The sequence below is a fragment of the Nocardia sp. NPDC052566 genome (assembly GCF_044547285.1).
Lineage (GTDB): Bacteria > Actinomycetota > Actinomycetes > Mycobacteriales > Mycobacteriaceae > Nocardia.
The window spans coordinates 273,811-294,109 of the sequence record NZ_JBIUAF010000005.1 but is presented as its reverse complement, the minus strand read 5'-3'; the positions used below and the strand labels follow the sequence as shown (position 1 = coordinate 294,109).

The 20,299-nt window shown below is 67.9% G+C and carries 17 protein-coding genes; 6 read left to right on the top strand and 11 right to left on the bottom strand.

Translation table 11 applies throughout. The features are described 5' to 3' along the window. Positions 1-128: 128 nt before the first annotated feature. The 11 genes from ACIG5A_RS26275 to ACIG5A_RS26225 form a co-directional block, all read right to left on the bottom strand. Positions 129-1,571, bottom strand: a complete 1,443-nt coding sequence (locus tag ACIG5A_RS26275) for an NCS2 family permease (protein WP_397244529.1) — start codon at positions 1,569-1,571, stop codon at positions 129-131. A 288-nt stretch (positions 1,572-1,859) separates the two neighbouring features. After that, on the bottom strand, positions 1,860-3,206 hold the full coding sequence (locus ACIG5A_RS26270; protein WP_397244527.1) for an 8-oxoguanine deaminase: 1,347 nt from the start codon (positions 3,204-3,206) through the stop codon (positions 1,860-1,862). Between the two features lie 4 nt (positions 3,207-3,210). Continuing rightward, the gene (pucL, locus tag ACIG5A_RS26265; protein WP_397244525.1) at positions 3,211-4,083 is read right to left on the bottom strand and encodes a factor-independent urate hydroxylase; all 873 of its coding nucleotides are present in this window, start codon (positions 4,081-4,083) and stop codon (positions 3,211-3,213) included. A 3-nt stretch (positions 4,084-4,086) separates the two neighbouring features. Beyond that, positions 4,087-4,386 (bottom strand): hydroxyisourate hydrolase, encoded by a 300-nt coding sequence (gene uraH / locus ACIG5A_RS26260; protein ID WP_397244522.1) that lies wholly within the window; start codon positions 4,384-4,386, stop codon positions 4,087-4,089. Beyond that, on the bottom strand, positions 4,383-4,895 hold the full coding sequence (gene uraD, locus ACIG5A_RS26255; protein ID WP_397244518.1) for a 2-oxo-4-hydroxy-4-carboxy-5-ureidoimidazoline decarboxylase: 513 nt from the start codon (positions 4,893-4,895) through the stop codon (positions 4,383-4,385). Before uraD ends, uraH begins: the two co-directional genes overlap by 4 nt. A 142-nt stretch (positions 4,896-5,037) precedes the next feature. Further along, a complete protein-coding gene (locus tag ACIG5A_RS26250) occupies positions 5,038-5,541 on the bottom strand; it encodes a nucleoside deaminase (protein ID WP_397244515.1) in 504 nt (167 codons plus the stop codon). 179 nt (positions 5,542-5,720) lie between these two features. After that, positions 5,721-6,368 (bottom strand): histidine phosphatase family protein, encoded by a 648-nt coding sequence (locus tag ACIG5A_RS26245; protein ID WP_397244513.1) that lies wholly within the window; start codon positions 6,366-6,368, stop codon positions 5,721-5,723. Continuing rightward, complete coding sequence (locus ACIG5A_RS26240; RefSeq protein WP_397244511.1) at positions 6,365-8,164, bottom strand: carbamoyltransferase; 1,800 nt, start codon at positions 8,162-8,164, stop codon at positions 6,365-6,367. The genes ACIG5A_RS26245 and ACIG5A_RS26240 overlap by 4 nt, the downstream gene beginning before the upstream one ends. Further along, entirely contained in the window at positions 8,161-9,246 is a 1,086-nt protein-coding gene (locus ACIG5A_RS26235) for an NAD(P)/FAD-dependent oxidoreductase (RefSeq protein WP_397244509.1), read from the bottom strand. Before ACIG5A_RS26235 ends, ACIG5A_RS26240 begins: the two co-directional genes overlap by 4 nt. Further along, positions 9,243-10,211, bottom strand: coding sequence for a hypothetical protein (locus ACIG5A_RS26230; RefSeq protein ID WP_397244507.1), 969 nt, complete (start codon positions 10,209-10,211; stop codon positions 9,243-9,245). The genes ACIG5A_RS26235 and ACIG5A_RS26230 overlap by 4 nt, the downstream gene beginning before the upstream one ends. Further along, positions 10,204-10,683 carry an SRPBCC family protein gene (locus ACIG5A_RS26225; protein ID WP_397244505.1) on the bottom strand — a complete coding sequence of 160 codons (480 nt, stop codon included), beginning with the start codon at positions 10,681-10,683 and terminating at the stop codon, positions 10,204-10,206. Before ACIG5A_RS26225 ends, ACIG5A_RS26230 begins: the two co-directional genes overlap by 8 nt. 265 nt (positions 10,684-10,948) lie before the next feature. Between ACIG5A_RS26225 and ACIG5A_RS26220 the strand changes: the two genes are divergently transcribed. The 6 genes from ACIG5A_RS26220 to ACIG5A_RS26195 all read left to right on the top strand — a co-directional run bounded on the left by ACIG5A_RS26220 (position 10,949) and on the right by ACIG5A_RS26195 (position 20,196). Then, complete coding sequence (locus tag ACIG5A_RS26220; protein WP_397244503.1) at positions 10,949-12,037, top strand: AMP-binding protein; 1,089 nt, start codon at positions 10,949-10,951, stop codon at positions 12,035-12,037. Continuing rightward, the gene (locus ACIG5A_RS26215) at positions 12,037-13,398 is read left to right on the top strand and encodes an aldehyde dehydrogenase family protein (RefSeq protein ID WP_397244501.1); all 1,362 of its coding nucleotides are present in this window, start codon (positions 12,037-12,039) and stop codon (positions 13,396-13,398) included. The genes ACIG5A_RS26220 and ACIG5A_RS26215 overlap by 1 nt, the downstream gene beginning before the upstream one ends. A gap of 442 nt (positions 13,399-13,840) precedes the next feature. Beyond that, positions 13,841-15,316: a xanthine dehydrogenase small subunit gene (locus ACIG5A_RS26210; RefSeq protein WP_397244499.1), complete on the top strand. Its 1,476-nt coding sequence runs from the start codon at positions 13,841-13,843 to the stop codon at positions 15,314-15,316. After that, the gene (xdhB, locus tag ACIG5A_RS26205; RefSeq protein ID WP_397244497.1) at positions 15,313-17,742 is read left to right on the top strand and encodes a xanthine dehydrogenase molybdopterin binding subunit; all 2,430 of its coding nucleotides are present in this window, start codon (positions 15,313-15,315) and stop codon (positions 17,740-17,742) included. Before ACIG5A_RS26210 ends, xdhB begins: the two co-directional genes overlap by 4 nt. Further along, the gene (xdhC, locus tag ACIG5A_RS26200; RefSeq protein WP_397244495.1) at positions 17,735-18,553 is read left to right on the top strand and encodes a xanthine dehydrogenase accessory protein XdhC; all 819 of its coding nucleotides are present in this window, start codon (positions 17,735-17,737) and stop codon (positions 18,551-18,553) included. Before xdhB ends, xdhC begins: the two co-directional genes overlap by 8 nt. A gap of 134 nt (positions 18,554-18,687) precedes the next feature. After that, positions 18,688-20,196 (top strand): PucR family transcriptional regulator, encoded by a 1,509-nt coding sequence (locus ACIG5A_RS26195; RefSeq protein WP_397244493.1) that lies wholly within the window; start codon positions 18,688-18,690, stop codon positions 20,194-20,196. Positions 20,197-20,299: the final 103 nt, after the last annotated feature.

The following is a 20,299-nucleotide window of genomic DNA, read 5'->3' as shown; positions in this document are numbered from 1 at the left end:
CCAAGCTGGCCCGTCATTTCGGAGTTCGATTCGTACGATGCTCCAGCACTTCCGCATGGGCCCGACGCCCATTGCGGCAGCGCCTCGCGGCAGGACTCGCCGAGCCCTGCCGCGAGGTCGCGCATCGGTCAGCCGCCGAGCACCAGCTCGATGCCCGAGATGCCGAAGTAGGCCACGAACACCAGGCTCACCAGCCACAGCAGCCAGTGCACCTCACGGAACTTGCCGCGCGCGGCCTTGATCACCGCGTAGGCGATGAGGCCTGCGCCGACACCGTTGGTGATCGAGTAGGTGAACGGCATCAGCGCGATGGTGAGGAACGCGGGCACCGCGACCTCGAGATCGCTCCAGTCGATCTTGCGCGCCTGGGTCATCATCAGCGCACCGACGAGCACCAGGGCCGGTGCCGCGGCCTGGATCGGCACCACGCCGGCCAGCGGCGTGAAAAACACTGCGAGACAGAACAATCCACCGGTCACCACGCTGGTCAGGCCGGTACGAGCACCCTCACCGACGCCCGTCGCCGACTCGACGTACACCGTCGCGCCCGCGCCGCCGCTGAACCCGCCGATGATCTGGCCGACACCGTCGACCGTCAGCACCTTGCCGAGACCGGGCATGGTGCCCTTCTCGTCCAGCAGCCCTGCTTCGTCGCAGACACCGAAGATGGTGCCCATGGCGTCGAAGAACCCGGTCAGCACCAGCGTGAACAGCACGACGCCGGTCACAAGCGCGCCCGCCTGGGCGAAGCCGCCGAATACGTCGACATTGAACATCAGGCCGAAATCGGGTGCGGCGAACAACGCGTCCGGTGTCTCCGGGACAACGGTCCCCCACTGCTTCGGATCGATGGTCGCGTTCGCGTTGATCACGATGGCGAGCACCGTGGACACCGCGATGCTGATCAAGATCGCGCCGGGCACCTTGCGCAGGTACAGCGCGAGCATGAGCAGCAAGCCGACCGCGAAAACCACCACAGGCCAACCGCTGAGGTGACCGCCGACGCCGAGCGTGACCGGCGGGCCGGTCTGCGAGCCGTGGCCGACGACACCGGCGGACACCAGGCCGATCAGCGCGATGAACATACCGATGCCGACGCCGATGGCGTTCTTCAGTGCCAGCGGAATGGCGTTGATGATCATGGTCCGCAGGCCGGTGGCGGCCAGGATCACGATGATCACGCCCATCAGCACGACCATGCCCATGGTCTGCGGCCAGGTCATGTGCGGCGCCGCCTGGAAGGCGACCACCGGCACCAGGCCGAGGCCCGCGGCCAGGGCCAGCGGCACATTGCCGACCAGGCCCATCAGGATGGTGCTGAGCCCGGCGGAGAAGGCCGTGGCGGTGGTCAGCTGTGCGATGCTCAGCTTGTCCCCGTTGACGTCGGTGACCCCGCCGATGATCAGCGGAACGAGCAGGATAACGTAGGCCATCGCCACGAAAGTGGTGATGCCGCCGCGGACTTCGCGGGACAGGGTGGTCCGGCGCTCGCTCAGTTTGAACAGGCGGTCGAGCGGATTACGGCCGGTTACCGGTGCCGGGGCAACGGGTTCGGCTTCAATTCGGGTCATTGGCGTGCCCTCCTCGGGGCGTAGCCGACCTACGGACCGGCGAGCTGGCCGGACCGGTGGTTCGGTTATGCGGTTGTGGGATCTACCGCGCGCCGGTGTGGAAACGCGGGGTGCCCCTGTTGATCAACTGCTCCCGGATGGTGTGTTCCGGCACGGCCGGCCTCCGGGTGGTGTGCGGTTCCGCCGTGTGTGCGACGGGAATTGCGGAGAGGATGGATGGCTCTCCGGCGCCCCGCCGCCCGTATGGGGCGTGCGGGTCGGGATCAGGTGGTCCGATGACGGACGGGTTCACAACTCCTTCCCCAGCAATCGATTCCGGGCGGCGACGCCTGCCCGGCCGACTCCGTCGTGTGCGACGGTGCGCAGTTCGCCGTTCTCGACAACGGTCCGCCCGCCGACGAGCAGCCTGGCCAGCGGCGGCGTCGGCCCGAAGACCAACGCGCACAACGGATCCTCGACCGCAGCACGGAAGCCGTCGACCCGCCAGATGGCGATGTCGGCGAGCTTGCCCGGCTCCAGTGAGCCGATCTCGTCTTGGCGGCCGAGCGTGCGCGCACCGCCGAGGGTGGCCAGTTCCAGCGCCTGCGGCGCGGTGAATGCCTTGGGGCCGTGCACAGCTCGCTGGAACAGCAGCGCCTGGCGCATCTCGCCCGCCATCGAGGTCAGCTCGCTGGAGGCGGCGCCGTCGACGCCGAGGCCGACCGGCGCGCCCGCCGCCATCAGTTGCGTCACCCGGGCGATACCCGCGCCGAGCCTGGCGTTGGAGCTCGGGCAATGCGCGGTGCCGCTACCGGTTTCGGCGAATCGGCGGATATCGGCATCGTTGAGGTGCACGGCGTGCGCGAACCACACGTCCTCGCCGAGCCAGCCCAGCTTGTCCATGTATTCCGCTGGCGTCAAGCCCATTTGGGCGAGGCAGTGCTCTTCTTCGTCGAGCGTCTCGGCCAGATGGGTGTGCAGCCGGACGCCCTTGCGCCGCGCCAGGTCTGCCGCGTCGATCATCAGGCCCTCGCTCACCGAGAACGGCGAGCACGGCGCGACCGCGACGCGCAGCATCGAGTCGAACGAGGGATCGTGGTATTTGTCGATGGTTTCGGCGGTGTGCGCCAGGATCGCGTCGCGATCCTCGACCACCTCGTCCGGCGGCAGGCCGCCGTCGGAGCGGCCGCGGTCCATCGAACCGCGGCACGGGTGGAAGCGCAGGCCGATCTCGCGCGCCGCGCGCACCTCGGCCTCGAACAGGTCGCCGCGGCCCTGCGGGAAGATGTAGTGGTGATCGCTGCTCGTGGTGGTGCCGGTCAGTGCGAGCCAGCCCAATCCCGCTGTGGCAGCGCCGTATACGACCTCCGCGTCGATACCGGCCCAGATCCGGTACAGCCCGGTCAGCCACTCGAACAGCGTCGAGTCCTGGAACAGGCCCTGGGTCGCCCACTGGTACAGGTGGTGGTGTGTGTTCACCAGGCCCGGGGTGACCAGGCAGCCGCCGCCATCGATACGCTCGGCGCCCGGCATGCGCGGCGCGGGACCCGCGCCGAGCGATGCGACGCGGCCGTTGTCGACAATCAGGTAACCGGAAGGGATTTCGGGTCCGGTAACCGGTGCGATGTACGCGTTCTCGATGACGGTGGCGCTCACCCGATCACTCCCAGGCGGGTCCGGCGTCGGCGGCGTCCTCACGCAGCACGGTGCCCTCGATCAGGCCGTACGGGCGATCGGCGGCGAAGAACACCTCGTTGTCGTTCTCCAGTCCGAAGGCGGACAGGTCGACGGTGAAGTGGTGCTTGTTCGGCAGCGACAGCCGTACCTCGCCGACCTCGGGCAGCGTCTCCAGCACCCGCTCGCCCATGGCGTAGAGGGTCTGCTGCAGCGACAGGCTGTGCGTCTCGGCGAATGCCTCGAGCAGGCAGCGCCGTGCCTCGCGGTAGGACTTGTCCCAGTCACCGGGATCGCCGATATGCCGCCACTCCGCGTTGACCTCGGTGGCCAGCACGCGATCGGTGGTCTCCTGCAGGGTGGTGTACTTGTCGCGCACGAAGCCGTGGAATTCCGAACCGGTCGAGTTCAGCACCACCAGGCCGCTCAAACCCGATACCACCCAGGCATTTTCGCCGTTGTAGTGGATACGCGCTGTCCTGGTCTCCTGCCCGGAGCGTACGAAGGAATGCTGCCGGTCACCCGCGACGGGGATGCGCTCCCACGCGTACTCCTCCACCGAGATCCGCGCATGGTGGATGCTCGGCTGGGAATCGACGAAATGGCGGGCGAGCAGCAGTGCGAATCGCTCCGGCGACTCGATACCGTATTCCTTGGCGAAGGCGAAGACGGTGTTCTTCTGGGTGTCGGTCGCCAGGATCGTCGCGTTGTCGCCGGTGAGATGGACCTCTTCCATGTCGCCCGCCAGCGAGCAGCTGACGTTGAGGTCGCGGATCTCGTGCACGCCACCGGTCTTGGTCACCTTGACGACGCGGTTCTCCGCTTTACCGTATCGGTTCGGACCGAGCTTGATCGACATTGTTCAGCTACCTCGATAGGTGGAGTAGGAATACGGACTGAGCAACAGCGGCACGTGATAGTGCTGCGTCGCGTCGGTGACGGTGAAATCGATGGTCACCGAGGGGTAGAACGGGCTGATGGCGCCGGTGTCGAAGGTCAGCCGGTGGACACCGGGCGCGGGCGCGGGCAGGTCCTTGATGCGGCCGTCGTCGTCGGTGTGCTGTTCGGCGAGCACCGTTCCGTCGGCCGTGGTCAATCGGACGAGCAGGCCCGCGGCCGGGCGCCCGGTCGACGCGTTCAGCACGTGGGTGGACAGACTCACCTGTCCTCCAACAGCTTTCGCACCCGCAGCCGAGTGATCTCGGCGAGTTCGGCTTGGACGACGATACGTTCGTCCTCGACCGAATTGCTCAGGCGCCTGGTCAGCTCCGCGAGCATCTCCTCGGCGGTGCGGCCGGTCGCGCGGATCAGGAAGACATGGCCGAATTGGTTCTCGTAGGCCACATTTCCGTCGTGCAGCGCGTCGAGGACGGCGGTGTCGGCGGTCGCGGCGCCGGACTGCTCGTCGCGCGACCAGCTGGTCTCACGCTGGCTCAGGCCCGCTTTGCCGCGTTCGCCGATGCGCGGGTGGCCGTCGAGCGCCTTGGCGACATCGGGCCAGCCGAGCTCGCGCACCCCGGACACCGCGGCCGCGATCAATGTCGCGCCGTCCACGTAGGGCCTGCCCGTCGCCACTTTGCGTGCCCACCGCTTGGACGCGCAGCAAGTCAGCAACTCCGCCTCCGCCTGGTCGGGTGGCATCGCGTTCAGCCATCCGATCTTGCTTGACATCCAACCTCCTGCTCGGGTTCTTGCTCGGTTGACCAAGTACACCGGCTCGACATCGACGCGACCAGAAGCGAGAGATCCGAATTGTGGGCCAGTTCACATCGATCTCTTTGTGCGTATGTCCAAGCCTGCTGACCGCGCATTTTCAGTAGTCGATGCGGTCGGTTTTGGCGAGCCACGCGTCGAACGGCGCGGTCCGGTTGTGCAGCTCCAACTGCTCGACGTGGGTCGGCCACATCGACTTGGGCTTCTTCTCGAACAGGTCGTAGAACTTGCGGTCGTCGAAACCGGCCACCGCGGCGTCGTGCCGGTCGGCGGCGTAGACGATCCGATCGATGCGCGCCCACAGCGCCGAGGACAGGCACATCGGACACGGCTCGCACGAGGTGATCAGGACGCAGCCCTCGAGCGAGAAGGTGTTCAGTTCCTTGCATGCGGCGCGCATCGCGCTCACCTCGGCGTGCGCCGTCGGGTCCAGGGTCGCGGTGACCTGGTTGTTCCCGATCGCGACTACTTCGCCGCCCTTGGCGATCAAGGCGCCGAACGGACCGCCGCCGTTCGCCACGCTGGTGGTGGCCAACCTGATCACCTCGTCCATCCAGGCGCGTTCCAGCTCCTGGACGGACGTTTCCTTGGTGTGCGCGGTCATGGTCGCTCCTTTGAATACGGTGGGGATTCCCCGGATGCACTGCCTGTGAGGAATTCCACGGCACTCATCCCTTGCTTTGAAAGAACTTGTGTGAGGAGTACACAGCCAACCGAGCGGAGTCAGCTACGGGCGGAAGGCATGAAGACCTCCGCGGGCCGAGACCGGCTTTTCGTAGACTTTCACAAGAGGTGCGCCGTCTCGTTGAGTAATCGCAACGACGCATTTCCCTCGGCGTAATAAACCACTGCCGACAGCGAAGCCGCGGCGATTTCCATACGGAACAACGACTCGGGCGGTGCGCCGAGCGCCAGCCGCACCAGCGTCCGCAACGGCGCGACGTGCGAGACGACCAGCACCGTCCGCCCGGCCTCTCGCGCCAGCAATACGTCCAGGGACAGCGCGACCCGGCGCGCCACCGAGTCGAGCGACTCCCCCGTGCCGCCCGGCACCGTCGCGGGCGACTGTAGCCACACCTCGAGCTCACCCGGGAAGCGCTCGCGCACCTCGGCGAAGGTAAGCCCTTCCCAGGCGCCGAAATCCGCCTCGCGCAGCCCCTCGTCGATCCGGACCTCGAGGCCGAGCCGCTCTGCCGCGACCTGCGCCGTCTCCCGGCATCGCCGCAACGGCGAGGACACCACCGCGTCGGGCCGCCACTCCCCTCCCGCAAGCCTCCCGGCGGCGAACTCGGCCTGCCGCCGCCCGGTATCCGACAGCGCCGGATCGGCGCCACCGCTGCCGGACAACCGTTTCTCCGGCGTCAGCGCGGTCTCGCCGTGCCGCAGCAGCACCAGCGTCGTGGGCGCACCGGCGCTCGCCCCGAATGTCATACGGCGGGTACGGCCTTCGTGACGAGGTAGTTGCCGAGCACGAGGTGATCGATCTCCGTGCCGAGGAAGCAGTTCAGCGCATCGGCCGGGGTGCAGACGATCGGCTCGCCCGCCACGTTGAACGAGGTATTGATCAGGCACGGCACATCGGTCAACGCGGTGAACCGGCGCAGCAGCGCCGCGAGCCGCGGGGTGTCCCGATCGGTGATCGTCTGCACCCTGGAGGTGCCGTCGACATGGGTCGCGCCCGGGATCACGTCGCGGAATTCCGGCCGCACCGGAAAGACGAAAGTCATATAGGGCGAACGGGTTTTGCGGCCCATCTCGAAGATCTTCGGTGCGTCCGCCTCGAGCACGAGCGGTGCGAACGGGCGGAACGGTTCGCGGTGTTTGACCCTGGTGTTGATGACGTCCTTGATATCGGGGAACTTCGGGTTCGCCAGGATGCTGCGATGCCCCAATGCCCGTGGGCCGTGCTCGATCCGGCCCTCGTAATAGCCGATGACCAGCTTCTCGGTGAGCAGTTTCGCCACCTGGTCGACGATCTCGTCGTCGTTCAGCCTTGACCAACCGACACGATCGCGGACCTCGCGCAGGGCGTGCTCGATCGCCGCGTCGTCGTATTCCGGTCCCAGATACGGCGTGACCGGCGGGACGGACCTCGCCCGATCGGCGTTGTCCGAGTGGGTGATCCACGCATGGACCGCGGCGCCGACAACGATGCCCGTATCGCTGGCGCCGAAACTCACCGCCATATCCGCGAACCGCGATCCCTCGAAAAGCGGTGTGTTGTTGAGGCAGTTCAGCGCGACGCCACCCTCGAACAGCAGGTGATCCAGGTCGGTCTTGGCTTCGAGCGCGCGCAGCTGGTGGCCGGTGACGACCGCCAGCATCTCCTGTGCCGCGGCAGCGACGCGGGCCTTGTACTCGAGTGTGTCCTCGGCGGGGCCGAAGTACTGCTCGAACAGTGGGTCGAGGCTGTGCGGGTTGTCCGTCTCGAGCGGCCTGCGGAAGGTATATCGCCCGTCGGCCTGCAGTACGACGAGATCCTCGACGAACGGGTTGGGCGAGGGCGGTCCGGCATATCCGGACAGGCCCATCACCTTGTATTCGTCGTTGTTCGGCACGAAACCGAGGAAACGCGTGATCGCGCTGAACAGGATGCCGATCGAGTATTCCGCACCGATCGTCGACTCGTCGAAGACGCTGATCCGGCCGTCGCGAATCTCCCCCATCAGCGTCGAAAACCGTTCCGCGCGACCATCGCTGACGAGGAACGCACTGTCCTTCATCCCGGCGAGGTAGTAGCCGGTCATCGCGTGCGCGAAGTGGTGCGGCACGAACACCACCCGCTCCGGGTCGGGGGTGAAGCCGGTGCGCGCGGCGAAATCGGCCAGGATCGCCTCCGGGCCGACGACCTCGGCGGCCAGCCTGCCGATGCCGCTCAGCAAGTACTGCTCGGCCGCCGGTTCCATCGGCGCGGAAGAGATGTCGGCCAGCACCTGGGCCACCACCGCGCCGGACCAATTCCAGGGAATGGCAAGGAGATCGATATCGGAGAACCGCAATCCCGCGGATTCGAGACACCAGCGCACCGAGTTGATCGGGAAGTCGGTGGTCTTCTTCTCGCGGTTGAGCCGCTCCTCCTCCACGGCGGCGACCAGCTCGCCGTCCACCAGTAGCGCGGCACCCGCATCGTGGCCGAGCAGGTAGTGCTTATCGATGCCGACCGCGCCGAAGTTCTCGGCGAAGAATGCCGCGACGCGGGTGAATCCGTTGCACCCCAGGACAATCATGACAGTTTCCTTCCGGCGATGGTGAGGCCTGCCGTGTCGATCCATGGCTGCTTGCCGAGCACGAGGTCGCGGACGATCTCACCGGCGGCGGGCGCCTGGCACAGCCCCTGGCCGGAGAATCCCGCCGCATAGAAAAAGGGCCGGGCGGGATCGCGGCCGATGAAGGCCATCCCGTCCGGGCTGACATCGAGGTCGCCGCTCCATCCGTGGTCGAGGCGGTGGCCCGCGAGGGCCGGGAAGGCGTGGCCGAGCCGGCCGGATACCCGTCGCAGCCAGTCCTCCCGGAACTCGTCCCGGCCCGGTCGGCCCATGCCGACGAGGATGCGGTCGCCCCAGCGTCGGATCCGCAGGCCGGACGGGTGCAGGGTCATCGGGAGGGTGTGCGGTGCGCCCGCGGGTGCGTCGGCGAGGAGCATGTCGACGGGGTAGGTCGTCAGCGGCAGGCGCACGCCGGCCATGGCGGCGACCGTCCCCGCCCACGGTCCGGCCGCGCAGACGATGGTCTCGGCGCGGATACCGCCCGCGGGCGTGTGGACCTGCCCGCCGGGATCGATGCCGGTAACCGGAATCTCGGTGCGCAGTACCGCGCCGGCCTGCTGCGCCGCCGCGGCATATCCGCGCACGATCGCGGCCGGAGCGCAGACATACGCCTGCGGCGACCAGGCCGCCGCCACAATGGTTTTCGCGTCGAGCAACGGGTTGAGCCGCACGGCTTCGGACGCGGTCACCAGCTCGACGTCGACGCCGGCGGCCCGCTGCGCGGCCTGCTCGCGCCGGAAGTCCGCCACCTGCTTCTCGTCGGTGAACAACACCAGGAACCCGATGCGCCGCAGGCCGATATCGATGCCGGTCCGCTCGCGAAAAGCGTAGTAGGAGTGCAGACTCCGGACGGCGAGCGCGCCGATGAGCGCGTTGCCGGGAAAGTAGGTGCGGATGACGCCCGCGGTGGTCCCGGACGACCCGGAGCCGAGCGCGCCGCGCTCGAGCAGAACGGTACCGACGCCCGCCTCGGCGAGATGGCACGCGATCGAGGTGCCGATGACTCCGCCGCCGATGACCAGGGCGTCGGTGCGCTTGCTCATACCTGATGACCCACTCCGGCCGGGCGCTGCTGGCGCAGATGGTCTCCGGCATGCCACGGGAACAGGTGCAGGTTCCAGCCGCCGAGACAGTTGACGTAGAGGGCCATCTGGCTGACCACGGCCAGGAAGTCGTCGCGGTCGAGGTGGTCGAGGCAGGCCAGGAGGCGCTGGGTGAAGTCCCACAGCTTCTCCAGGCCGCAGTAGCCGAGGAATTCGGCGGGAATGCCGACCAGCAGTCGCGCCATCTGGCGCAGCGAATCCATCGGCATCTCCGTGACCGCGGCGCGGACCAGGCCACCGTAGGTCGCGTACCCGAGCGGGCGGGTCTCGCCGTTGACGAACAACAGGGTCGGCAGCACCGTGTCGAAACTCCCTGCCCCAGAAGGGATTATGCCCTGGTGCAGGTCGGCGAGCTCCGGCGGTTCGGTCAGCCATATCCGCTCGGTCTCGGCGTGCACGTCGTGGATCAGGCGGTTCGCGTCCGGATCGGCGGCGGTCAGATGGGGTATGCGGTGGCCGCCCTCGGTACCCGCCCTGCGGACCTCGACCAGCACAGGCTGTTTCGTCGAATACACCGAATCCCAGATCGCCTGCCCCGCCTCGAGCAGCCCGGGCATGTCCTCCTGCCGAATCCGGCCCACCGGGGAGGCGGGCATCGGCTCGGTCAGTGCGCCGTACTTGATGCCCAGATGCTGTAGCGCGGAACAGAACACCGTGCCATCGGGCGCCGCACGCCGATCCGGGATCCGCGTGGCCGCGGGCAGATGCAGCAGCGAAGGGATCGGCGCCGCGTGGTACAGATGCTGTCCCGCCACCAGCGCGTGTCCCTGCAGGCTCCGGTAGGGCAGCGCCTCCCACAGCGCGTCGGCCAGCTCCGGGTTGCGGCCGTCGAGCTCCGCGGTCAGCGTGATACCCAAATCGGGCCAGGCGATTTCGAGCCGCCGAACGGACGATGTCTCAGCCACGATCGCCCCCGTTCCGCGCGAAATGGTCACGCATGGAGTCGGTTTGCTTCGCCATCATGGCGATGATCGTCTCGACGACCTCGGTGTCGGCGTCCTCGGCGATCGTCAGCTCCCGCGTCCAATCGAAGAAGCAGCGGTCCGGATCGTCGGTGATCGGGCGGACGCGAATAGTCCCGATATAGCGATCCACGCCCATTGTCGGTTCGATGGATCGATAGGTTTGCGAGCGCTCCAGCTCGTTGCGTCCGGCGACCTCTTGTTGGACGAGACCGCCGCTGAACGCCAGGGTGAAGTTGTAGAGCGACGGAACTCGTTCCGGCGCACCGCCATCGACCCAGTGCACGTGCTGCGCCGCGGGTCCGGAGACGATTGCCACCACCTTCAAGGCATCGCGGACCACGCCGAAGACGGTGTCCGGATCGGCGTCGATGATTGTCGAGTGATACATCGTGTGCTTGCGCTGGATAGCCACGAAAACTCCTTGTCCGGCAAGGAAATCCCTCACCTGGGTGCGACTTCCGTAGCGAGTACACAGCCAACCGCGCGGTATTCACCACAGGCGGATGACATGAAAACGCACACCGGCCGAGAGCGGAATTTCGTAGACTTCTCCAAGAAGTCGCCGCATGCCCAAAGTTATTGGGGCACAGCAGAAATGGTTACTCATCGCACGTTCTTGAAACGTCTCGGCGGTTCGGGCAGAGTGAGCGTTCGAAGGTTCTTCGAGAGGATTGTTCATGGCCGGGCACTTCATGACCGAGCAGTTCGAGATCGAGCGCGATGGCGCGGAATTCGTTCGGGAGATGATGCGATGGCACTTCGGCCGGGAGACCGGATCGCCATTCTGGCTGCGGCGCGCCGAGACATTCGACTTCGATCCGCTGACCGATGTCCGGGATTTCGACGATCTGCGGTTGTTCCCCAATCTCGTGGACGAACTGCGCGATGTCCCTGTGCGCGACCTGATTCCCCGCGGCCTCGGCGACGCGCACGAGGCCAGCGTCTACGAAAGCGGCGGCACCACAGGGCAACCCAAACGCGTGATGTTCACCGCGGAGTGGCAACACCGCAGCGTCGCATGGTTCAGCGAGCGACTGGACGCACACGGTGTAGCGCGAAATGTCGACTGGCTCAGCGTGGTTCCCAACGGTCCGCACAATGTCGGCGCGATGGCGGTCGACACCGCGGCGGCCAGGGGTGGGTTGAACTTCGGCATCGATCTGGACCCGCGCTGGGTGAAGAAGCTGATCGCCGAGGGCAGGACCGAGATGGCGAGCGCCTACACCGATCATCTCGTCGAGCAGCTGGGCTATATCCTGGCGAGCCAGGATGTCGGCGTGCTCTTCGCCACCCCGCCGCTGCTCGAGCGCCTCGCGCGGCACGACGACCTGGTCGAGCTGATCCACCGCAAGATTCGCACGATCATCTGGGGCGGAACACATTTGGACGCCGACACCCGTGATCTGCTGCGCGACGAGGTGTTCCCGAACGCCAAGCTGGTCGGCGGGTACGGCAGCACCATGATGCTGGGGACGTCGGTGGAACGCCCCGGCCTCGGCGACGACGAGCCGTGCGTCTTCGACTCTTTCGCGCCGTACACCACGTTCCGGGTGATCGACCCCGACAGCGGACACGCCGTCCCGTACGGCGAGCGAGGACAGATCGTCGTACACCATCTGAGCCGGGGAGCCTTGCTGGTCAACAACATCGAGCGGGACTACGCCACGCGGATCGCACCGCCCCCGGGCGGCCTCGGCGATTCCGTCGCCGACGTCGCGCCCGTGGCGTCGTTCAGCGGTGCGACGGTGATCGAGGGGGTGTACTGATGGTGTCGCTCGATGTGCTCGGTCCCGGTGGCCCATACCGGTCCAAGCGGCAGGAGACCATCGACGGCCCCAGCGGAGATCCGGTCGCGACATTGAGTCTCGCGCCCGCGCTGTACGTCACCCGGGCGATGAAGGCGCTACATCGGGCGCCGGAGCTGCCCGTCGACGCACGCGTCGCGGCGTTCGAACGGGCGGCCACGGCTTTCGCCACCCAGCCGATCGCAGGACTGACGCCGCGGGAGTATCAGCACACCGTCAGCAGCGCCGCCGGAATACCGATCACGGTGGTGCGCAACGCCACCGACGAGATCGCGCGGACACTCGAGCACATCCAGCACAGCGTGCACCACGCACGGCCCGCCGCCGCGGTCGGCTCGTGGCGCGATCCGCTGACCCGGACCGGCAGGGCCGTATGGACGCGGCGCGGCGAGGTGTTCGCCGTGCTAGCGGCGGGCAATCATCCTGCGGTACACCAGGGTTGGCTCGATGCCCTCGCGCTCGGCTACCGGGTCGCCGTGCGTCCCTCCCGGCGCGAGCCGTTCACCCCGTACCGATTGGTGACCGCGCTGCGCGAGGCCGGGTTCGGCGACGATCGAATCGTCCTGCTGCCCAGCGATCACCACGCGGCCGACGAGATGCTCCGGCTCGCCGATCTCGGAATGGTCTACGGCGGTGCGGATGTCGTGCGCAAGTACGCGGACGACCCGCGCGTGCTGCCGCAGGGCCCCGGGCGCTCCAAGATCCTGCTCACCGCCGAATCCGACTGGGAGCCGGTCATCGACACCATGGTGGCGTCGATCAGCGGCGGTGGCGGCGCCGGCTGCGTCAATGCGACCGGCGTCCTCGTCGAGGGCGATCCCGCTCCCGTGGCGGCGGCGCTCGCCGAACGGCTCGCCGCGCTGCCCAGCCTGCCCGCGACCGACGAGCGCGCCGTGCTGCCCGTACAGCCGATCGGCCCCGCCCGCCGATGGGATCGGCATCTGCGGCAGCGTGCCGCGGGTACCAAGGCCTGGCTCGGCGGTGACACCATCGTCGACGACCTCGGCGACGGCAGCGCCGTGCTCCGCCCCGCCGTCCATCAGCTCGACAGCCCCTTTGCCGGACAACTCGGCGCTGAACTGCCCTTCCCCTGTGTGTGGGTCGCGCCGTGGGACCGCGCCGCCGGGGTGCGGCCCCTACGCGACACGCTGGTACTCACCGCCGTCACCACCGACGAGGATCTGATCGAGGATCTGGTGGCCGAACCGACCATCGCCAATGTCTACATCGGTGATCATCCGACGCCGTGGATGGCGCCGGGACTCCCGCACGACGGCTACCTCGCCGAATTCCTGATGCGCACCAAGACAATTGTGCGCTGATCGATAAACGACGCCCCATATCCATTTGTAGGATAAACCGAGCCATTCGGCGGCCCGCCGTCGTTTCGTCGTCGATTCCTACGAACTGCGCCCCATCCGCACACGTCGGCTTGACCGTCGGTCGGTGGCAACGTAACTTCGACCACACTGACTCGTGAGCTGTCGAAGGGAGGCGAAGTCGGATGACAACCAGCTCTGACCTGCGCCGCCTCGCTCATCGGTCCGCCTGGGTTCCAGGTCGTGTAGCGCACGGCCTCTGAGCGACCCTCTTCCCGGCGTGCCCACCGCGGCCCCGGCATCCCTGCTCTTCGTTACCGCCCGCGGCACCTCATCGCGTGCCGATTCGCGCTCCGAGTTCTCGGGCTGCGCCACCGAAAGAGAAAGCTCCTGAAATGGCGACTAGGATAGTCATATCGACCGCGCACCGAAATGAGGATGTGCCATGGTAGCGGCGCGAATCACGGTCAATGGGAAAGTCACCCCGATTTCCCCGGCCGCACCCCACACCTCGGTCCTGGATTTCCTGCGAGAGCGGGGCCTCACCGGCGGCAAGGAAGGCTGTGCCGAGGGCGAATGCGGTGCGTGTTCGATCCTGGTCGCCCGTCCCGGCGTGCACAAGCCCACCGATTGGGTCGCGGTCAACGCCTGCCTGGTACCCGCCGCGGCGCTCGCCGGTCAGGAGATCATCACCTCCGAGGGGCTCGCGACCGTCGACGAATCCGGCGCCCCCACCGCCCTGCATCCGGTCCAGCAGGAGATGGCGGTGCGCGGCGGCTCCCAATGCGGTTACTGCACACCGGGGTTCATCTGCAGCATGGCGGCGGAGTACTACCGCCCCGATCGCTGCGCACACGCGGAAGACGAGGCGGCCCACGACGGCGACGCCGAGCACGGCCCGAACGGGTTCGATCTGCACGCGCTGAGCGGAAACCTGTGCCGCTGCACCGGGTATCGCCCGATCCGCGACGCCGCCTTCGCGGTCGGCGCACCCACCGCCGAGGACGCCTTGGCGCAGCGCCGCGAGCAGTCGCCGCCCGAGCCGGTCACCACCGAGGTCACCCAGGACGGTCACACCTTCCTGCGGCCCGGCACCCTCACCGAGGCGCTCGGCCTGCTGCGCGAGCGGCCCGACGCGGTCGTGGTCGCGGGCTGCACCGACTGGGGCGTCGAGGTGAACATCCGTGCCCGCCGGGCCGATTGCGTGATCGCCATCGACCGGTTCCCCGAAATGCGGGAGCTGCGCGTCGAATCCGACCACATCGAGATCGGCGCGGCGCTGACCCTCACCGAGATCGAGCGCAAGCTCGACGGCCGGGTCCCGCTGCTGGCAGAGCTGTTCCCGCAGTTCGCTTCCCGGCTCATCCGCAACAGCGCCACTCTCGGCGGCAACCTCGGCACCGGCTCCCCCATCGGCGACAGCCCGCCGGTACTGCTCGCGCTCGGCGCGTCGGTCGTGCTGGCCGACGCCGACGGTGAGCGCGAGGTCGCGCTGGCCGAGTACTTCACCGGCTATCGGCAGAGCGTGCGCCGCCAGGACGAACTGATCCGCGCCGTGCGCATCCCGCTGCCGCTGGCGCCGGTGGTGGCCTTCCACAAGATCGCCAAGCGGCGCTTCGACGACATCTCCAGCGTGGCAGTGGCTTTCGCGATCGATATCGAGGACGGCATCGTGCACAGGGCGCGCATCGGCCTCGGCGGCGTTGCCGCGACCCCGATCCGGGCCCGCGACACCGAAGCCGTGCTCACCGGTCTGCCCTGGTCCGAGGAGACCATCGAGGCCGCCGCCCGGGTGCTGCAGTCCGAGGGCACGCCGATGAGCGACCATCGCGCGAGCGCCGACTACCGCTCCGCCATGCTCGGCCAGAGCCTGCGAAAGCTGTACGCGCAGAACATCGTTACCAGCGAGGTGCAATCATGAGCCACCTGTCGGAGCTACCCGAGAGCCCCAGCGTCGGCGTCGCGATGCCGCACGAGAGCGCCGTGCTGCATGTCACCGGCACCGCCCTCTACACCGATGACCTGGTGTATCGCACCAGTCACGTGCTGCACGCCTACCCGGTGCAGGCCATGGTCGCCCACGGGCGCATCACCGCGCTGCGCGCCGAGCCCGCCTACGCGGTGCCCGGTGTGGTGCGCGTACTGACCGGCGCCGACGTGCCCGGCGTCAACGACGCGGGCATGAAGCACGACGAGCCGCTGTTCCCGGACGAGGTCATGTTCTACGGCCACGCGGTGGCCTGGGTGCTCGGCGAGACGCTGGAGGCGGCCAGGCTCGGCGCGGCGGCCGTCGAGGTGGAGGTCGACGAGCAGCCCTCGATCATCACGCTGCAGGACGCGATCGCGGCCGAGAGCTTCCACGGCGCCAGGCCCGTCCTGCGCCGCGGCGATATCGACGCGGGCTTCGCCGATTCGGCGCATGTGTTCACCGGCGAATTCCAGTTCTCCGATCAGGAGCACTTCTATCTGGAGACGCACTGCGCGCTGGCCCAGATCGACGAGGCCGGGCAGATCTTCATCCAGAGCAGCACCCAGCACCCTTCGGAGACACAGGAAATCGTCGCGCATGTGCTCGGCCTGCACAGCCACGAGATCACCGTGCAGTGCCTGCGGATGGGCGGCGGCTTCGGCGGCAAGGAGATGCAGCCGCACGGTTTCGCGGCGATCGCCGCGCTCGGCGCCAAGCTGACCGGCAGGCCGGTTCGCCTGCGGCTCAACCGGACTCAGGATCTGACCATGTCCGGTAAGCGGCACGGATTCCACGCGACCTGGAAGATCGGCTTCGACGCCGACGGCCACATCCAGGCGCTCGACGCGACGCTCACCGCGGACGGCGGCTGGAGCCTCGACCTCTCCGAGCCGGTGCTCGCCCGCGCGCTGTGCCACATCGACAACATCTACTGGCTGCCGCACGTGCACGTCGCCGGTCGAATCGCCAAGACCAACAAGGTTTCCAACACCGCCTTCCGCGGCTTCGGCGGACCGCAGGGCATGCTGGTCATGGAGGACATCCTCGGCCGGTGCGCACCGCTGCTCGGCCTGGATCCGATCGAATTGCGCAGGCGCAACTTCTATCAGGCCGGCCAGTCGACGCCGTACGGGCAGCCGGTCAAGGACACCGATCGGATCGCCGCGACCTGGCAGCAGGTCAGCGACAACGGCGAGATCGCCCGGCGCACCGCCGAAATCGAGGCCTTCAACGCGGCAAACCCGAATACCAAACGGGCGCTGGCGATCACCGGCATCAAGTTCGGTATCTCGTTCAACCTCACCGCCTTCAACCAGGGCGGCGCCCTGGTGCTGATCTACAAGGACGGCTCCGTCCTGATCACCCACGGCGGCACCGAGATGGGCCAGGGCCTGCACACCAAGATGCTGCAGGTGGCCGCGACCACACTGGGCATTCCACTGCACAAGGTGCGGCTCGCGCCGACCCGAACCGACAAGGTGCCCAACACATCCGCCACCGCCGCGAGTTCCGGCGCGGACCTCAACGGCGCCGCGGTGAAGAACGCCTGCGAGCAGTTGCGCGCACGGCTGCTCCAGGTGGCCGCGAGCCAGCTCGGCACCAATTCCTCGGACGTGCGCATCGTGGACGGCGTCGCCAAGGCGCTCGGCCGCGACCAGGAACTGGCCTGGGACGACCTGGTGCGCACCGCCTATTTCCAGCGAGTTCAGTTGTCGGCGGCCGGTTTCTACCGGACCGAGGGCCTGCACTGGGACGCGCAGACCTTCCACGGCTCGCCGTTCAAGTACTTCGCCTATGGCTCCGCCGCGACCGAGGTGGAGGTCGACGGGTTCACCGGCGCGTACCGCATCCGGCGGGTCGACATCGTGCACGACGTCGGCAACAGCCTCTCGCCGCTGATCGATATCGGTCAGGTCGAGGGCGGTTTCGTGCAGGGTGCGGGCTGGCTGACGCTCGAGGACATGCGCTGGGACGGCAGCGACGGGCGTCACCGCGGTCGTCTGCTGACGCAGGCGGCGAGTACCTATAAGCTGCCGAGCTTTTCGGAGATGCCCGAGGTCTTCAACGTCACGCTGCTGGAGAACGCCACCGAGGAGGGCGCGGTCTTCGGCTCGAAGGCGGTGGGCGAGCCGCCGCTGATGCTGGCGTTCTCGGTGCGCGAGGCGCTGCGGCAGGCGGCCGCCGCGTTCGGCCCGAGCGGAGTCAGCGTCGAGCTGGCCTCGCCCGCGACGCCGGAGGCGGTGTTCTGGGCGGTGCAGTCGGCCCGTTCGGCCGCCGCGCAGCGGAACGGCAACGCCGCCAACGGAAATGGCGGCAACGGCTACCACGGCAACGGCAGCGCGATCCGTACCGGCGAGAGCGCGTTGAGCAGTGCCTGACCTACCGTGGATCGCCGCGGTCGCGCGGTTGCGAGCACGCCGGGAACCCGGCGTGCTGGTGACCGTCGCGACCGTGCGCGGCCACGCGCCGCGCAAGGCGGGCGCCAAACTCGTGGTGGGGCGGACCGAGACCTGGGGATCGATCGGCGGCGGCAATATCGAGGCCGTCGCGATCGATCGGGCCCGCGAGTTGATCGGTGCGCCCGATCCGGAAGCGGAGCTGATGGATTTCGCCCTCAACGACAAGGTCACCAACCGGCACGGCGTGCAGTGCTGCGGCGGCGCCGTCTCGGTACTGCTCGAGCCGCTGCCGGTGGGGCCCGCCGTGGCGATCTTCGGCGTCGGGCACGTCGGGCTGGAGCTGGCCCGCATCCTGGCCCGCCACGACCTCGATCTGCACCTGATCGATTCCCGCCCCGAGCAACTCACCGACGAACGGCTCGGCGTGCTCGCGGACGCGATAGCGCGGATCCACGTGCACCACACGCCGCTGCTGCCGGAGGAGGTGCTCGCGGAGCTACCGCCGGGCACCCACATTCTGATCATGACCCACGATCACGCCGAGGATGCCGCGCTGTGCGATGCCGCCTTGCGGATGACCGACGTGGGCTCGATCGGCCTGATCGGCTCCTCCGCCAAATGGGCGCGGTTCCGCAAACGCCTGGCCACCGAGGGCGGGCACGACGACGCGACCATCGACCGGATCAAGACACCGATCGGATTGGCCGAGATCAGCGGCAAGGAACCCGCGATCATCGCGGTGAGCGTCGCGGCGGATCTGCTCCGCACGTTCGAACACAGCCGTAACTGACCCAAAGGAAGCTACACCCGCGTGCTTCCCCCACCCAAGGAGCGAGAAATCCGAATTGTGCGCCAGTTCACACCGCCCGCTTTGTGCGTATGTCCAGGTCACCTGTCGGCCACCTGCTGTTAGCCTTCGCAACCGTGCGTCTACGATCCCTGCTCACCATCCCTGACCTGCAGCTCGAGCTGGTCACCGGCGAGGACCAACTCGACAGGTTCGTCCGGTGGGTGGTCACGACGGACCTGCCCGACCCGACCCGCTACCTGTCCGGCGGCGAGCTGGTGCTCACCGGACTGCAATGGCGCAACGAACCCGCCGACAGCGACAAGTTCGTCGCCGCGCTCTCCCGCGCGGGCGCCGCGGCACTGGCCGCGGGCGACGCACTGTACGGCGGGGTGCCCGACGATGTCGTCGAGGCCTGTCGACGCCACGGTGTGCCACTGTTCCGCGTGCCGGAGGACATCGCGTTCGCGACGGTCACCGAGAACATCAACCGGGTGCTGTCCACCGGCCGCGCGGCCGATCTGAGCGCCGTGCTCGACCGCCACCGCCAGCTCGTTTCCGGCGGCGGGCTCGGGTCGGTGCTCGAACTCATCGAACGCAATCTCGGCATGCGCTGCTGGGTCGTCTCCTCGACCGGCCGCGTCGTCGCGGGCCCCTCCACGCTGCCCGCCGAGGTGACGGCCGCCTTCCTCGACGCACGGCGGCTACCGCATCTGCTGACCGATCCCGAGCAGCCCTCCAAGCGACTATCGCTGTTCGCCGTCGACGAGCACAGCACCGCGCGGGCGGCCGACTGGTTCCTCGTCTTCGACGGCGACTGGAAGGACTGGCCGGAGGAGCGGCGCGCACTGGCCGGCGAACTGGCCGCCGTCGTCTCGCTGGAGAAGGTGCGCCAGGACGATCGGCAGAGCGCCGAGGGGCGGCTGGCGCAGGAACTGATCCAGCTGATCGTCTCCGATGCCAAACCCGCCGAAATCCTTTCGCGGCTCGAGGTGACCGGGCTCGGTGCGGCCGAGAGCTATATCGCCGTCGCCGCCGAAGCCGATACGCTGCACCCCGGCGAGCTGCGAACGTTGTTGCGCGAGATCCTGTTCGGCAGGCGGCCCGCCGCGGGCGTGGTCGAAGAGGAGGCCATCGCACTCATCCCGGCGGGTACCGACGGGACCGTCATCGATGAAATCCGCGGTGCGGTCGCGGCATTGGCGCCCGGTCTGCGCGGCAGCCGGATCTCCGTCGGCGTCAGCGGCGTTGTCGACGGCGAAGGACTGCGCGGCGCCGTCGAAGAGGCGCGCTACGCCCGCAGGATGGCCGCCGCCCGGCCGCAACCGGCCAGCGTGGTCGGCCACGACGAACTCGCCACGCACATGCTGCTGTTGGCGAGCGTCCCCGACGAGGTCCGCCGGATGTTCCGGTTGCGCCTGCTCGACCCGCTCACCAACTACGACCAGGACAACCGCGCGGACCTGGTGCACACCTTGGAAACCTTTCTCCAGGTCTCCGGCTCCTGGACCAAATGCGCTGAGCTCCTGCATGTTCACGTGAACACACTGCGCTATCGCATCCAGCGCATCGAAGAGCTCACCAGCCGCGATCTGTCCCGTCTCGAGGACCGCGTCGACTTCTTCCTCGCGCTGGCCCTGCGCTGAGTCAACGCTGCGGCAGAGTTTTCGTCCGGCACGGATTGTGCCTATCGTCTTGGCATGATCAGATCGCGAAATCACTTGCCGTCATGCTGATTTCGACAGTTTC

Excerpts from the sequence above, each read along its gene's own strand:
- ACIG5A_RS26275 (WP_397244529.1), bottom strand. The coding sequence starts at position 1,571 with ATGACCCGAATTGAAGCCGAACCCGTTGCCCCGGCACCGGTAACCGGC.
- pucL (WP_397244525.1), bottom strand. The coding sequence starts at position 4,083 with ATGTCGATCAAGCTCGGTCCGAACCGATACGGTAAAGCGGAGAACCGC.
- uraD (WP_397244518.1), bottom strand. The coding sequence starts at position 4,895 with ATGTCAAGCAAGATCGGATGGCTGAACGCGATGCCACCCGACCAGGCG.
- ACIG5A_RS26250 (WP_397244515.1), bottom strand. The coding sequence starts at position 5,541 with ATGACCGCGCACACCAAGGAAACGTCCGTCCAGGAGCTGGAACGCGCC.
- ACIG5A_RS26245 (WP_397244513.1), bottom strand. The coding sequence starts at position 6,368 with ATGACATTCGGGGCGAGCGCCGGTGCGCCCACGACGCTGGTGCTGCTG.
- ACIG5A_RS26240 (WP_397244511.1), bottom strand. The coding sequence starts at position 8,164 with ATGATTGTCCTGGGGTGCAACGGATTCACCCGCGTCGCGGCATTCTTC.
- ACIG5A_RS26235 (WP_397244509.1), bottom strand. The coding sequence starts at position 9,246 with ATGAGCAAGCGCACCGACGCCCTGGTCATCGGCGGCGGAGTCATCGGC.
- ACIG5A_RS26220 (WP_397244503.1), top strand. The coding sequence starts at position 10,949 with ATGGCCGGGCACTTCATGACCGAGCAGTTCGAGATCGAGCGCGATGGC.
- ACIG5A_RS26215 (WP_397244501.1), top strand. The coding sequence starts at position 12,037 with ATGGTGTCGCTCGATGTGCTCGGTCCCGGTGGCCCATACCGGTCCAAG.
- ACIG5A_RS26210 (WP_397244499.1), top strand. The coding sequence starts at position 13,841 with ATGGTAGCGGCGCGAATCACGGTCAATGGGAAAGTCACCCCGATTTCC.
- xdhB (WP_397244497.1), top strand. The coding sequence starts at position 15,313 with ATGAGCCACCTGTCGGAGCTACCCGAGAGCCCCAGCGTCGGCGTCGCG.